This window comes from Variovorax sp. GW821-FHT10D07, assembly GCF_059415325.1.
Window position 1 is genome coordinate 61,725 of the sequence record NZ_JBWKMZ010000004.1, and the last position, 12,912, is coordinate 74,636.

Genomic DNA, 12,912 nt, shown 5'->3' on the forward strand with positions numbered 1-12,912 from the left:
TCGTTTCTCCCATGAAGCTTTCCGGTCTCGAACCGGTGGCCATCGGCGAGGGATCCCTGTTCGTCAACATCGGCGAGCGCACCAACGTCACCGGCTCCAAGGCCTTCGCGCGCATGATCCTCAACGGCCAGTTCGAGGAGGCGCTGGCCGTCGCGCGCCAGCAGGTCGAGAACGGCGCGCAGGTGATCGACATCAACATGGACGAGGCCATGCTCGACAGCAAGGCCGCGATGGTGCGCTTCCTCAACCTGATCGCCAGCGAGCCCGACATCGCGCGCGTGCCGGTGATGGTCGACAGCTCGAAGTGGGAAGTGATCGAGGCCGGCCTGCGCTGCATCCAGGGCAAGGGCATCGTCAACTCGATCTCCATGAAGGAGGGCGTGGACAAGTTCAAGCACGAGGCGAAGCTCGTGAAGCGCTACGGCGCGGCCGCCGTGGTGATGGCCTTCGACGAGAAGGGCCAGGCCGACACCTACGAGCGCAAGGTCGAGATCTGCGAGCGCGCCTACCGCATCCTGGTCGACGAGGTGGGCTTCCCGCCCGAGGACATCATCTTCGACCCGAACATCTTCGCGATCGCCACCGGCATCGAGGAGCACGACAACTATGCGGTCGACTTCATCAACGCCGTGCGCTGGATCAAGCAGAACCTGCCGGGCGCCAAGGTCTCGGGCGGGGTGTCGAACGTGAGCTTCAGCTTCCGCGGCAACGACCCGGTGCGCGAGGCGATCCACACCGTGTTCCTGTACCACGCGATCCAGGCCGGCATGGACATGGGCATCGTCAACGCCGGCATGGTTGGCGTCTACGACGACCTCGAGCCCGAGCTGCGCGAGCGCGTGGAGGACGTGGTGCTCAACCGCCGGCCCGACGCCGGCGAGCGCCTCGTCGAAGTGGCCGAGAGCGCCAAGAGCGGCGCCAAGGACGACAGCAAGAAGCTCGAGTGGCGCGGCACGCCCGAGCAGCCGGTGCATGTCAACCAGCGGCTGTCGCACGCGATGGTGCACGGCATCACCGACTTCATCGTGGAGGACACCGAGGAGGCCTACCAGCAGATCCTCGCCAAGGGCGGCCGTCCGCTGCACGTGATCGAGGGGCCGCTGATGGACGGCATGAACATCGTGGGCGACCTGTTCGGCCAGGGCAAGATGTTCCTGCCGCAGGTGGTGAAGTCGGCGCGCGTGATGAAGTCGGCCGTGGCCCACCTCATCCCCTACATCGAGGAAGAGAAGCGCCAGGACGAGGCCGCGGGCCGCGACGTGCGCACCAAGGGCAAGATCATCATCGCCACCGTGAAGGGCGACGTGCACGACATCGGCAAGAACATCGTCACCGTCGTGCTCCAGTGCAACAACTTCGAGGTGGTGAACATGGGCGTGATGGTCCCGTGCCACGAGATCCTCGCCAAGGCGAAGGTCGAGGGCGCGGACATCGTGGGCCTGTCGGGCCTGATCACGCCGAGCCTGGAAGAGATGCAGTACGTGGCCGGCGAGATGCAGAAGGACGACCACTTCCGCATCAGGAAGATCCCGCTCCTCATCGGCGGCGCCACCACCAGCCGCGTGCACACGGCCGTGAAGATCGCGCCGCACTACGAAGGCCCGGTGGTCTATGTGCCCGATGCCTCGCGCAGCGTGAGCGTGGCGCAGTCGCTCTTGAGCGACCAGGCCGCGGCCTACATCGGCGAGATCAACGCCGACTACGAGAAGGTGCGCGCGCAGCACGCCAACAAGAAGCAGGTGCCGCTGTGGCCGCTGGCCAGGGCGCGTGCCAACAAGACGCCGGTCGACTGGTCGAGCTACGTGCCGCCCGTGCCCAAGTTCATCGGCCGGCGCGTGTTCCGCAACTTCGACCTGACCGAGCTCGCCAAGTACATCGACTGGGGCCCGTTCTTCCAGACCTGGGACCTCGCGGGGCCGTTCCCGGCCATCCTCAAGGACGAGATCGTCGGCACCGAGGCCGTGCGCGTCTACGCCGACGGCCAGCGCATGCTCAAGCGCCTGATCGAGGGTCGCTGGCTCAGCGCGAGCGGCGTGATCGGCTTCTGGCCGGCCAACACCGAGAACGACGACGACATCGTGCTCTACACCGACGAGTCGCGCAGCGAGGCCGCGCTCACCTGGTACGGCCTGCGCCAGCAGACCGAGAAGCAGGAGATCGAGGGCACGATGCGCCCGAGCCGCTGCCTGGCCGACTTCGTCGCGCCGCGCGAGAGCGGCCTGAAGGACTACGTGGGCATGTTCGCCGTGACCGCGGGCCTGGGCGTGGAGAGGAAGGAGAAGTACTTCGTCGACGACCTCGACGACTACTCCGCGATCATGCTCAAGGCGCTGGCCGACCGGTTGGCCGAGGCCTTCGCCGAGGCCATGCACCACCGCGTGCGCACCGACCTCTGGGGCTACGCGGCCGACGAGGCGCTGAGCAACGAGCAGATGGTCGCCGAGAAGTACCGCGGCATCCGCCCCGCGCCCGGCTACCCGGCCTGCCCCGACCACAGCGTGAAGAAGCCGATGTTCGACCTCCTGAACTGCACGGACATTGGCATGAGCCTGACCGAAAGCCTCGCTATGATGCCGGCCGCCAGCGTGTCGGGGTTCTACCTCGGGCACCCCGACAGCACGTACTTCAACGTAGGCAAAATCGGCCATGACCAGCTGCAGGACCAGGCGGTGCGCCGCAAGGCGAGCGAATCCGAACTGGAACGGCTGCTGGCGCCCAACCTCTGACGGCGCGCGGCGGGCCCTTCCGTTCCCCCGCGCCGCCGCCATCCACGCCGCCCGCCCCGCGGGCCGGTGAACCGATCCAGGCTTCCGGGGGATTCCCATTCAGACACTGCTCTTCATCCTCGCGCACCACGCGGCGCTGGCCCTCTTCGTGGCCGGCGCCTGGGGCTTCGGCGCCACCGTGCTGGCGCGCTTCGGGGCGCCCGCGCGGCGCGACGCCTGGCTCGAGGGCGCGATCGCGACCACGCTCGGCGTCGGCCTGTTCATCGTGGCCTTCCAGGCGCTGGCGATCGCCGGCGCGCTGCGCCAGGGCACGGTGCTCGCGCTGCTGGGTGCCGGCATCGTGCTGGCGCTGCTGCGGCTGCCCGGCTGGCGCCGCGAGCTGAAGGCGCGCGCCGCGCTCGCGCCCGCGCAGCCGGCGCCGACCCTCGGCGAGAAATGCGCGTTCGCCGCGCTGCTGCTCGTGGGCCTGCCCACGCTGTTCTCGCCGCTGGCGCCGCCGGTGGCCTTCGACGAGGTGATGTACCACCTGCCCTATGCGCGCCAGGTCGCGCAAAGCGGCACGCTGGGCGTCTACGAGTGGCTGCGCTACCCCTGGTTCCCCTACAACTACGACCTGCTCTACGCCGCCGCGCTGACGGTCTACGACGACGTCTTCACCCACTTCATCCACGGCCTCGCGGGCTGGCTGTCGGTGCTGATGATCCATCGCCTCGGCCGGCTGCACGCCAACCGCTACATCGCCTGCCTGGGCGCCGGCATCTGGCTCGCGCTGGGCGACTATCCCAACTCGTACATCGACATGGGCGTGGCGCTGTTCGTGCTCGCGGCCTTCGTCGCGCTGTGGTGGTGGGACGAGGGCCATGTGCTCGAACCGGCGCCCGGCGCAGCGCGCCACGGGCGCGCGCGCTGGCTGCTGCTGGCCGCCTTCTTCCTCGGCGTGGCGGCGGGCTCCAAGTACCAGGCGCTGATCTTCCTGCCGCTGGTGGCGGTGTTCGTGGCGCGGCGCGAGCGCCGGCCGCTGCCGTGGCTCGCGGCCCTCGCGCTGTTCCTCGTGCCGTGCATCTACTGGTATGCGCGCAACTACCTGCAGACCGGCGATCCGTTCAACCCGATCGGCGCGCGCGTGTTCGGCTTCACCAACTGGAACATGGCCGACTACACGCAGCAGCTGGCCGACGTGCGCGACCACGCCAACATGCCCAACGGCCTGTTCTGGCCGCTGCTGCTGGTGCCGTTCAGCCCGCTGTGGCGCCCGGGCCCGGTGCGCGCGGCCTTCGTGTTCTGCCTCTACTCGCTGGTGATCTGGGTCGCGACCTCGCGCTATCCGCGCTACATGATGGCCTCGTTCCCGCTGCTCGCGCTGATGGCCGCCGTGGGCTGGCACACGCTGCTGGGCTGGGCCGGTAGCTTCGTGCGGCGCCGGCTGCCGGCGCTCGCGCGCGGGCGCACGCCGGGCGTCTTCGGCGGGCTGCTGATGGTGGTGCTCGCGGGCTTCGCGCTCGCGCATTCGGTGCGCGATGTGCGCATGATCTCGCCCACGCCCGCCTCGCGCGAAGCCTTCCTCACCCAACGCGTGCCCGGCTACGAGGTGCTGAGCCACCTGCGCGCCAACCCCGTGGGCCGGCTCTACCAGGTCGGCCTCAACGACTCGATCTACTTCGCGCCCAACCCGGTGTGGGGCGACATCTTCGGGCCCTTCCGCTATTCGGACTACCTGTACCTGCCGGCCGACCAGCTCGCGCGCAAGCTGGCCTCGCAGCAGTTCGGCTCGATCGTGATCCAGACCGCGCTCGCGCCCTACGTCCACACCAAGCCCGACTTCGACAAGTACTTCAGCCTGATCGTCGAGAAGGACGGTGTGAAGGCCTACCGCATACTCGCGCCCACGCCATGACGACCGCCGACCGCCTCGCTTCCCCCACGGCCGCCGCCGCGCTCTCGCCGCTGCCGCCGGCGCTGCGCATCGCCGCCATCATCCCCTGCTACAACGAGGCGCTGGCCATCCCCAAGGTGGTGGCCGACTTCCGCGCCGACCTGCCCGAGGCGCAGATCCACATCTTCGACAACAACTCGAGCGACGGCACCGCCGAGGTCGCGCGCGCCCATGGCGCGCACGTCGTGCACGTGCCGCTGCGCGGCAAGGGCAATGTGGTGCGGCGCATGTTCGCCGACGTCGAGGCCGACATCTACGTCATGGTCGACGGCGACGCCACCTACGACCTCTCGACGGTGCGCGAGATGATCCGCATGCTGGTCGAGCAGAAGCTCGACATGGTGGTGGGCGCGCGCGTCGACGACCAGACCGATGCCCAGACCTACCGCCGCGGCCATCGGCTGGGCAACCAGATGCTGACCGGCGCGGTCGCGGGCCTGTTCGGCGGCAGCTTCACCGACATGCTGTCGGGTTTTCGCGTGTTCTCGCGCCGCTACGTGAAGTCCTTCCCCGCGCTGGCCAAGGGCTTCGAGATCGAGACCGAGCTGACCGTGCACGCGCTCGAACTGCGCATGCCCTATGCCGAGGTGCCCTCGGTCTACCGCTCGCGGCCCGAGGGCTCGGTGAGCAAGCTGTCGACCTACCGCGACGGCTGGCGCATCCTCGTCACCATCTCCAAGCTGTTCGTGAGCGAGCGGCCGCTGATGTTCTTCGCGATCCTCGCGGGCCTGCTCGCGCTGGCCGCGGTGGGGCTCGCGATCCCGCTCGCGATGACCTTCTGGGAGACCGGCCTGGTGCCGCGCCTGCCCACGGCCGTGCTGGCCACCGGCCTGATGCTCAGCGCGATGCTCGCGCTGGTCTGCGGCGCGGTGCTGCACACCGTGACCATCGGGCGCCAGGAGGCCAAGCGGCTGCGCTACCTCGCCATGCCCGCAGCCGGGTCGGCCTCGTGGCAAGACGGCGCCTGCGGTTGAGCCGATGAAGCAGGCCGGGCGCCAGTTCCTGCTGTTCGCCGTGGCCGGCGTGGTGGGCTTCGGCGTCGACGTGGCGGTGCTGTACTTCGCCGCGCCGCTGCTGGGCTGGTATGGCGCGCGCGTGCTGTCCTTCCTCGCGGCCGCCACCACCACCTGGGTGATGAACCGCCACCTGGCCTTCGGCGACCGTCATTCCGAGACCACGGTGTGGCGTGAATATGCGAGCTACCTCGCGACCATGCTCGGCGGCGCGGTCGTGAACTACGGCGCCTACGTGCTGGTGCTGCATTCGGTGAGCGGCCGCTGGGCGCCGATGCTCGGCGTGGCCGCGGGCAGCGGCGCGGGCATGGTCGTGAACTTCCTCGCCGCGCGCTACCTGGTCTTCAAGGCGCGGCGCTCGCCCTGAGCGCGGCGCGCCTCAGTGCGCCCCCGACACCACCACCGGAATCTCGGTCGCCGGCGGCGTGTTGCGGCTGCGGCCGCAGCGCACGATGCCGTCGATCATCACCATGCCCACGCCCGGGATGTCGCCGAGCTGCACGCTCTCGAGCAGGCCCGGCGCGGGCGAATGCTGCGCGCGGTCCATGAACACGAAATCGGCATCGCGGCCGACCTCGATCAGGCCGCAGTTGAGCTTGCGGATCTTCGCGGTGTTGCCGGTGGCGAAGCAGAACACCAGCTCGGCCGGGATGTTCGCGATCGACGACAGCATCGCGACCATGCGCAGGATGCCCAGCGGCTGCACGCCCGAGCCCGCGGGGCCGTCGGTGCCGAGGATCACGCGGTGCGGGCACTTGAGCTCGAGCGCCGCCTTGGCCGCCGCGATCGCCACCTTCTCGTTGCCGTTGTGCACGATCTCGATCGCGCGCGAGCTCTTCTCGCAGAGCTCGCACACATGGGCCTCGGGCAGCGAGGTGTGGCCGCCGTTGATGTGGCCGATGACGTCGGCGTCGGCCTCGAGCACCACGTCCTTGTCGATCAGGCCCGAGCCCGGGATCGACGGGCCGCCCGTGTGGATCGTGCTCTGGATGCCGTACTTGCGCGCCCAGGCCACCATCTCCTTGGCCTCGTAGCCGGCCTTCACCGAGCCCAGGCCGACCTCGCCGAGCAGGCCCACGCCGGCCTCGGCGAGTTCCTTGAAGTCGCTCTCGACCATGCCCTTCTCGATCACCGGCGCGCCGGCCAGCACCTTCACGCCGCCGGGGCGGAAGTTGTCGAAGGCGCGCTGCGCCGTGATGGCCAGGGCCTTCAGGCCCACGATGTCCTTGGGGCGGCCGGGCAGATGCACCTCGCCGGCCGAGATCATGGTGGTCACGCCGCCGTGCATGGTGGAGTCGATCCAGCCGATCTGGCCCTGGCGCGGCGTCCAGTCGCCGAACACCGGGTGCACGTGGCTGTCGATCAGACCGGGCGCGACGCAGGTCCGGCGCGCGTCGATGACGGTCTTCGCGCCCTCGAGGTCGCAGTCCTTCTGCTTGCCGATGGCGACGATCAGGCCGTCGTTCACCACGATGGTGTCGGCGTCGAGGATGGGCTTGTCGATGTCGCCCGAGAGCAGCAGCCCTATGTTCTGGATGACGACCTTGCCCGACTTTCCGCTGCTCGCGATTTCTGCCATTTCGTGTTGTCCTCGTCGTGGGTGGGAGTGTTGTTGTCCTGCAGATCGTCCGCGCGCACGGTGCGCAGCACGGTCTCGATCACGAAGTCTTCCCAGTGCCGGATCGCGTCCGGCGACTCCAGCGGCTCGCCGAGGAAGGCCGTGAGCGTGTGGCGGTTGGAGGTGTAGAAATAGCCGGTGGACGCGATCAGCAGGTAGATGTCGCGCGCCACGAGGTCCTTGCGGAACAGCCCCTGGGCCGCGCCGCTCGCGAGGATTTCCGCGATGATCGCCACCGCCCGCGACGAATACTCGCGCGCGCGCAGCGACTTCGAGATGTGCCGGCCCTTGTGCAGGTTCTCGGTGTTGAGCAGCGTCACGAACTCGGGGTTCTTGCGGTAGTAGCCGAGCACGAAGCGGATCACCTCGGTGAGCGCCTCCACCGGGCGCGAGGCATCGAGCGCGATCGCGGCCTCGGCGTCGTCCATGCGCTGGTAGATGCCCTCGAGCACCGCGATGAACAGGCCTTCCTTGCTGCCGAAGTAGTAGTAGATCATCCGGTCGTACGACTTGGCGGCCTTGGAGATCTTCTCCACGCTGCCGCCGTCGTAGCCGTACTTGGCGAACACCTTGGTCGCCGACTTGAGGATGCTGTCGCGCGTGGCCTGGGCCGCGGCCTCGCGCACGCCGGTGCGGCGCTGGGGCTTGGGCTTGGTGATGGAGCGGCTGTCGGCCATCGATCGCGCGGCGTCCTGCTTACTTCTCGGCGAAGGCGCGTTCGACGACGAAGTCGCCCGGCGTCGAGGTGTTGCCTTCCTTGAAGCCGCGTGCCTCGAGGATGTGCTTGAGGTCGACCAGGAGGCCCGGGCTGCCGCACAGCATCACGCGGTCCTCGGCGGCGTTGATCGGCGGCAGGCCGAGGTCGTCGGTGAGCTTGTTGCTCGCGATCAGGTCGGTGATGCGGCCCTGGTTGCGGAACTCCTCGCGCGTGACCGTGGGGTAGTACAGCAGCTGCTTGGCGACCATCTCGCCGAGGAACTCGTGCTTGGGCAGGTGGTCGGTCACGAGGTCGTGGTAGGCCAGCTCGTCGACCTGGCGCACGCCGTGCACCAGGATGACCTGCTCGAACTTCTCGTAGGTCTCGGGGTCGCGGATCACGCTCATGAACGGTGCCAGGCCGGTTCCGGTGCCGAACAGGTAGAGGCGCTTGCCGGGCAGCGTGTAGTCGATCAGCAGGGTGCCGGTGGGCTTGCGGCCCACGATGATGGTGTCGCCCACCTGGATGTGCTGCAGCCGCGAGGTCAGCGGGCCGTCTTCCACCTTGATGCTCAGGAACTCGAGGTGCTCCTCGTAGTTCGGGCTCACGATGCTGTAGGCGCGCAGCAGCGGCTTGTCGTTGACGCGCAGGCCGATCATCGTGAAGTGGCCGTTGGAGAAACGCAGCGCCGGATCGCGCGTGGTGGTGAAGGTGAACAGGCGGTCGGTCCAGTGGTGGACGCTCAGGACCTTCTCTTCGCTGAATGCACTCATACGGAACTCAATAGTGGTGAATGACGGGGGGTTGGCTGAGCCGGGATGCACGCCCTTGGGGCGCCAGCTGCCGGCCGGCTCCGAACCCTCCATTGTCGTTGGTCGGAAAAACCCCGATGAACATCGCGAGAAAACACCATTGCAAGCATCGGGCCCGTTTGCTACATTGACTCTCAATGTAGTGAATGCAACATGAAAGTGTAGGGGATGCTACACAAACGAAAGCCCCGGCACAAGCGGACATGCGGCACGTTTGTTGCAAACCCCGCCACCACGATTTGCAGCCAAGAAGAGGTCGCCCCCGATGACGGAACACACGAAGACAGACGGACTGCCGGGCATGGACGTGCCGGTGGTCGCCGAGGCCGGCCCCGGCGGTTTCGGCAAGGCGCCGCTGCGCAACGAGCGCATGAGCGCGGCCAAGGTCGAATGCAATGCCTGCCCGGTGCTGTGCCAGATCTCCGACGGGCGCACCGGCGCCTGCGACCGCTATGCCAACCGCGAGGGCGTGCTGGTGCGCGTCGATCCCGTCGTGCTGCTGCGCCGCCAGCTCGCGAGCGATGCGCCCGCGCTGGTGGCGTTCGACCGCACGGCGGCGGCTGAAGACGGCAAGCTCGTCGACGCACCCTCGGCCGACTGGAACGGCGATCTGCTGCATGCCGACGAGGTCTTCGTCACCGGCGTCGGTTCCTCCACCACCTACCCCGACTACAAGCCCGCGCCCTTCATCGTCGCCTCGAAGGCGCAGGGCGTGGACATGGTCACCGTGGTCACCGAGGGCATCTTCAGCTACTGCAGCTTCAAGGTGAAGATCGACACCGACCGCTTCCTCGGCGCCGAGCAGGCCAACGTGCGCTATCGCGGCGAGGTGGTGGGCCACGTCACCACGGCCGAGTACGGCTCGCAGATGCTGTCGCTGGGCGGCGTGCACCACCTCACGGGCGGCAGCAAGAAGGAAGGCCGCATGACGGCCGAGCTGATGCAGCTGCTGGGCAACAAGAAGGCCATCGAATGCACCATCGACGGCGGCGCCAGCCTGGTGATCCAGGCCGGCAAGGCGCCGATCGTCAACGGCGTGGAGGAGCAGCGCATGCGCGTGGGCTGCGGCTCGGCGGCGGTCGGCATCTTCGCGCGCCAGTTCGCGGGCGTGGCCGACGAGGTGGTGGTGGTCGACGACCACATCACCGGCGTGCTGACCGAGCACCAGGCCGGCCGCTGCCTCGACATGCCGCCCTCGGGCATCCAGATGCTGGGCCGCAAGTCGACACCGGGGCGCTACTTCCAGGTCGCGAACCCGGGCAACGGCTGGGGCGGCACCGACATCGCCGATCCGCTGTCGATCATCGAGGGCTGGGAGGAGGGCGTGGCCAAGCCCGGCCTGCGCCTGCTCATGACCTCGACCACTGGCGAGCATGCGCAGTGGTACGTGCTCGACGACGCGCTGCAGCCCGTCGAGCAGCCGATGCCGAGCGAAGTGAAGCGCATCGTCGACCGCATCGGCGAGAACTGCGAGCCTTCGCTGTGCACCGTGCTGTTCCTCGGCGGTGCCGGCGGCAGCCTGCGCGCGGGCGTCACCGAGAACCCGGTGCTGCTCACGCGCGCCATCAAGCGCGCGCTGGTCAACGTCACCTGCGGCGGCGCGCCGGCCTATGTGTGGCCGGGCGGCGGCATCACGGTGATGGCCGACGTCATGCGCATGCCCGACAACAGCTTCGGCACCGTGCCCACGCCCGCGATCGTCGCGCCCATCGAGTTCAGCATGCGGCGCGCCGACTACGAGGCGCTCGGCGGCCACATGGAGCATGTCTTCCCGCTCGAGCAGGCGCTCGCGCGCGGTGCCTGGCAGGAAGACGGCGCGCCGCTCGCGCGCCAATGGCTCGTCATCGACGAAGCCAACCCGTGGCCGCTGGGCCACGCCCCCATGCTGGGATAACCATGTCCGCCCAACGCACGGCGCTCGACGAGCACCGCTGGCACTTCAACCACGGCCCGATCGACATCGTGGCCGAGGCGCACGGCGACCGCTACGCGGTGGCGGCCGCGCACGATGCGGCCTGGGCGCGCTTCGCGCACGTGCTCGACGAACTGGTGCACGAACTGCCGCTGCTGCGGCTGCCGGTCACCGACAAGATGCGCCCGCGCGGCGTGGTGGCGCGCCGCATGTGGGATGCCTGCGCGGCGTTCGCGCCGACCTTCATCACGCCGATGGCCGCGGTCGCGGGCGCGGTGGCGCAGGAGCTGATCGCCTTCTACCAGCGCCCCGGCATCGAGCGCGCCTGGGTCAACAACGGCGGCGACATCGCCGTGCATCTGGCGCCGGGCCAGACCGCGCGCGTGGGCGTCTACGCGGACCTCGCGCGCTTCGACTGGCGCGATGCCAACGGCCTCGTCGACACCGACGGCCAGTTCGAACTGCGCGCCGACCAGCCGGTGCGCGGCGTCGCCACCAGCGGCTGGCGCGGGCGCAGCTTCTCGCTCGGCATCGCCGACAGCGTGACGGTGCTGGCGGCCACCGCGGCGCAGGCCGATGCGGCCGCGACCGTGATCGCCAATGCGGTCGACGTCGACAACGAGGCGATCCGCCGCGTGCCCGCGAGCGAGCGCAAGGACAACAGCGACCTCGGCGACACGCTGGTCACCGTCGATGTGCCGCCACTGCCCCCCGCGCAGGTGCGCAGCGCACTCGATACGGGCGCGGTGTGCGCCCGCGTCCTGCAAAAAGGCGGGCTCGCATGGGCCGCTCTGCTCGTTTGCCAGGGGCAGTGGCGGCTGGTCGAGCCCTTATGCTCGAAGCCGCTTGGAGCCAGACTCCCGCGCGCAGTTGGTTCAGTAATTGCTTAACGAAAAGCAAGGTTCTTTTTCATGATCGATATCCGCCGAGTCTTCACCCAGGTCGAGCACATCCACCACGAGTTCGGGCCGCGTGCCCAGACGCCGCTGGTGCGTGGTGCCATCGCCGCCGTGCTGACCAATCCCTTCGCGGGCCGCTACGAGCCCGACATCCTGCCGATGATGAGCCTGCTCGATCCGGTGGGCCTCGAGATGGCGCACAAGCTGCACGCCGCGATGGACGTGCCGCTCGAGCAGCTCGCCACCTACGGCAAGGGCGCCATCGTCGGTGCCGCGGGCGAGCTCGAGCATGGCGCGCTGTGGCACGTGCCCGGCGGCTATGCGATGCGCGAGCTGCTCGGCTGGAAGGGCGACCGCGTCGCCTATGCCAAGGGCACCGTCGACGAGAAGAAGACCGGCCAGCCCGGCAATGCGCTGTCGATCGTGCCCTCGACCAAGAAGGTCGGCGCGCCCGGCACCACGCTCGACGTGCCGCTGACCAACATCAACGCCAGCTACGTGCGCGGCCAGTTCGATGCGATCGAAGTGCGCGTGCCTGGCGCGCCCGCGGCCGACGAGATCGTGTTCATCCTCGCGATGAGCACCGGCTACCGCGTGCATGCGCGCGTCGGCGGCCTGCTGGCAGAGAACATCGCCAAGTGGGACGGCCTGCGCTGAGCCCGTGTACGAAGAGACAAGAAGAGAAGCCAAAGGAAATCCAGACATGACCGCCAACATCCGCAAGCTCGTCGTCCAGGTCGACGAAACCCGCAAGGAAATGGGCCGCGACATCGCGCCGCCCACGCGCCGCGCCGTCGCCATCGCCGTGATCGCCAACCCCTACGCGGGCCGCTACAGCGAGAACCTCGACGAGCTGATCGCGATCGGCGAGGAACTCGGCGCGCTGCTGGGCCAGAAGGCCGTGAAGGCGCTGGGCATCGAGCCCGGCCAGGCGCAGAGCTACGGCAAGGCCGCGATCGTCGGCGAAGGCGGCGAGCTCGAACACGCGGCCGCGATCCTGCATCCCAAGCTCGGCGCGCCGCTGCGCGTGGCGGTCGAGAAGGGCGCGGCGCTCGTGCCCTCGGCCAAGAAGCTCGGCACCCTCGGCACCGCCATCGACGTGCCGCTGGGCCACAAGGACGCGGCCTTCGTGCGCAGCCATTTCGACGCCATCGAGGCCCGCGTCTCCGACGCCCCGCGCGCCGGCGAGATCGTGGTGGCCGTGGCGGTCACCGACAGTGGCCGCCCACTGCCGCGCATCGGCGGCCTGCAGGCCGGCGAGATCAAGGGCGAAGACGGCCTGCGCTGAGGCGACACTCCACC

General features: G+C 68.9%; 11 protein-coding genes. 8 read left to right on the forward strand and 3 right to left on the reverse strand.

The annotated features are described in order from the left end of the window. Nucleotides 1–11 precede the first annotated feature (11 nt). The 4 genes from metH (at nt 12) to AC07PU_RS14755 (ending at nt 6,039) form a co-directional block, all read left to right on the forward strand. The gene (metH, locus tag AC07PU_RS14740; RefSeq protein WP_495318406.1) at nt 12–2,726 is read left to right on the forward strand and encodes a methionine synthase; all 2,715 of its coding nucleotides are present in this window, start codon (nt 12–14) and stop codon (nt 2,724–2,726) included. A 148-nt stretch (nt 2,727–2,874) separates the two neighbouring features. After that, nucleotides 2,875–4,620 (forward strand): ArnT family glycosyltransferase, encoded by a 1,746-nt coding sequence (locus tag AC07PU_RS14745; RefSeq protein WP_495318411.1) that lies wholly within the window; start codon nt 2,875–2,877, stop codon nt 4,618–4,620. Continuing rightward, nucleotides 4,617–5,633, forward strand: coding sequence for a glycosyltransferase family 2 protein (locus AC07PU_RS14750; RefSeq protein WP_495318413.1), 1,017 nt, complete (start codon nt 4,617–4,619; stop codon nt 5,631–5,633). The genes AC07PU_RS14745 and AC07PU_RS14750 overlap by 4 nt, the downstream gene beginning before the upstream one ends. 4 nt (nt 5,634–5,637) lie before the next feature. Beyond that, entirely contained in the window at nt 5,638–6,039 is a 402-nt protein-coding gene (locus AC07PU_RS14755) for a GtrA family protein (protein WP_495318415.1), read from the forward strand. A 12-nt stretch (nt 6,040–6,051) separates the two neighbouring features. Here AC07PU_RS14755 and AC07PU_RS14760 read toward each other — a convergent pair whose 3' ends face one another. Genes AC07PU_RS14760 through AC07PU_RS14770 form a run of 3 tightly spaced genes read right to left on the reverse strand, consistent with a single transcriptional unit; the run spans nt 6,052 to nt 8,760 of the window. Beyond that, on the reverse strand, nt 6,052–7,251 hold the full coding sequence (locus tag AC07PU_RS14760) for an amidohydrolase family protein (RefSeq protein WP_296742063.1): 1,200 nt from the start codon (nt 7,249–7,251) through the stop codon (nt 6,052–6,054). Continuing rightward, on the reverse strand, nt 7,197–7,967 hold the full coding sequence (locus AC07PU_RS14765) for a TetR/AcrR family transcriptional regulator (RefSeq protein WP_495318418.1): 771 nt from the start codon (nt 7,965–7,967) through the stop codon (nt 7,197–7,199). Before AC07PU_RS14765 ends, AC07PU_RS14760 begins: the two co-directional genes overlap by 55 nt. Nucleotides 7,968–7,986: 19 nt before the next feature. Continuing rightward, a complete protein-coding gene (locus tag AC07PU_RS14770) occupies nt 7,987–8,760 on the reverse strand; it encodes a ferredoxin--NADP reductase (protein ID WP_093343879.1) in 774 nt (257 codons plus the stop codon). A 304-nt stretch (nt 8,761–9,064) separates the two neighbouring features. Here AC07PU_RS14770 and AC07PU_RS14775 point away from each other — a divergent pair, with 304 nt between their 5' ends. The 4 genes from AC07PU_RS14775 to AC07PU_RS14790 are packed head-to-tail and all read left to right on the forward strand — an operon-like array spanning nt 9,065 to nt 12,898. Then, on the forward strand, nt 9,065–10,693 hold the full coding sequence (locus AC07PU_RS14775; RefSeq protein WP_495318420.1) for a 6-hydroxynicotinate reductase: 1,629 nt from the start codon (nt 9,065–9,067) through the stop codon (nt 10,691–10,693). A 2-nt stretch (nt 10,694–10,695) separates the two neighbouring features. After that, a complete protein-coding gene (locus AC07PU_RS14780) occupies nt 10,696–11,601 on the forward strand; it encodes a UPF0280 family protein (protein ID WP_495318422.1) in 906 nt (301 codons plus the stop codon). Between the two features lie 21 nt (nt 11,602–11,622). Next, nucleotides 11,623–12,267, forward strand: a complete 645-nt coding sequence (locus AC07PU_RS14785; RefSeq protein ID WP_057593420.1) for an amino acid synthesis family protein — start codon at nt 11,623–11,625, stop codon at nt 12,265–12,267. 46 nt (nt 12,268–12,313) lie between these two features. Further along, entirely contained in the window at nt 12,314–12,898 is a 585-nt protein-coding gene (locus tag AC07PU_RS14790) for an amino acid synthesis family protein (protein ID WP_057593419.1), read from the forward strand. Nucleotides 12,899–12,912 lie beyond the last annotated feature (14 nt).

Excerpts from the sequence above, each read along its gene's own strand:
- AC07PU_RS14785 (WP_057593420.1), top strand. The coding sequence starts at position 11,623 with ATGATCGATATCCGCCGAGTCTTCACCCAGGTCGAGCACATCCACCAC.
- AC07PU_RS14750 (WP_495318413.1), top strand. The coding sequence starts at position 4,617 with ATGACGACCGCCGACCGCCTCGCTTCCCCCACGGCCGCCGCCGCGCTC.
- AC07PU_RS14755 (WP_495318415.1), top strand. The coding sequence starts at position 5,638 with ATGAAGCAGGCCGGGCGCCAGTTCCTGCTGTTCGCCGTGGCCGGCGTG.
- AC07PU_RS14775 (WP_495318420.1), top strand. The coding sequence starts at position 9,065 with ATGACGGAACACACGAAGACAGACGGACTGCCGGGCATGGACGTGCCG.
- AC07PU_RS14780 (WP_495318422.1), top strand. The coding sequence starts at position 10,696 with ATGTCCGCCCAACGCACGGCGCTCGACGAGCACCGCTGGCACTTCAAC.
- AC07PU_RS14790 (WP_057593419.1), top strand. The coding sequence starts at position 12,314 with ATGACCGCCAACATCCGCAAGCTCGTCGTCCAGGTCGACGAAACCCGC.
- AC07PU_RS14765 (WP_495318418.1), bottom strand. The coding sequence starts at position 7,967 with ATGGCCGACAGCCGCTCCATCACCAAGCCCAAGCCCCAGCGCCGCACC.
- metH (WP_495318406.1), top strand. The coding sequence starts at position 12 with ATGAAGCTTTCCGGTCTCGAACCGGTGGCCATCGGCGAGGGATCCCTG.
- AC07PU_RS14760 (WP_296742063.1), bottom strand. The coding sequence starts at position 7,251 with ATGGCAGAAATCGCGAGCAGCGGAAAGTCGGGCAAGGTCGTCATCCAG.
- AC07PU_RS14770 (WP_093343879.1), bottom strand. The coding sequence starts at position 8,760 with ATGAGTGCATTCAGCGAAGAGAAGGTCCTGAGCGTCCACCACTGGACC.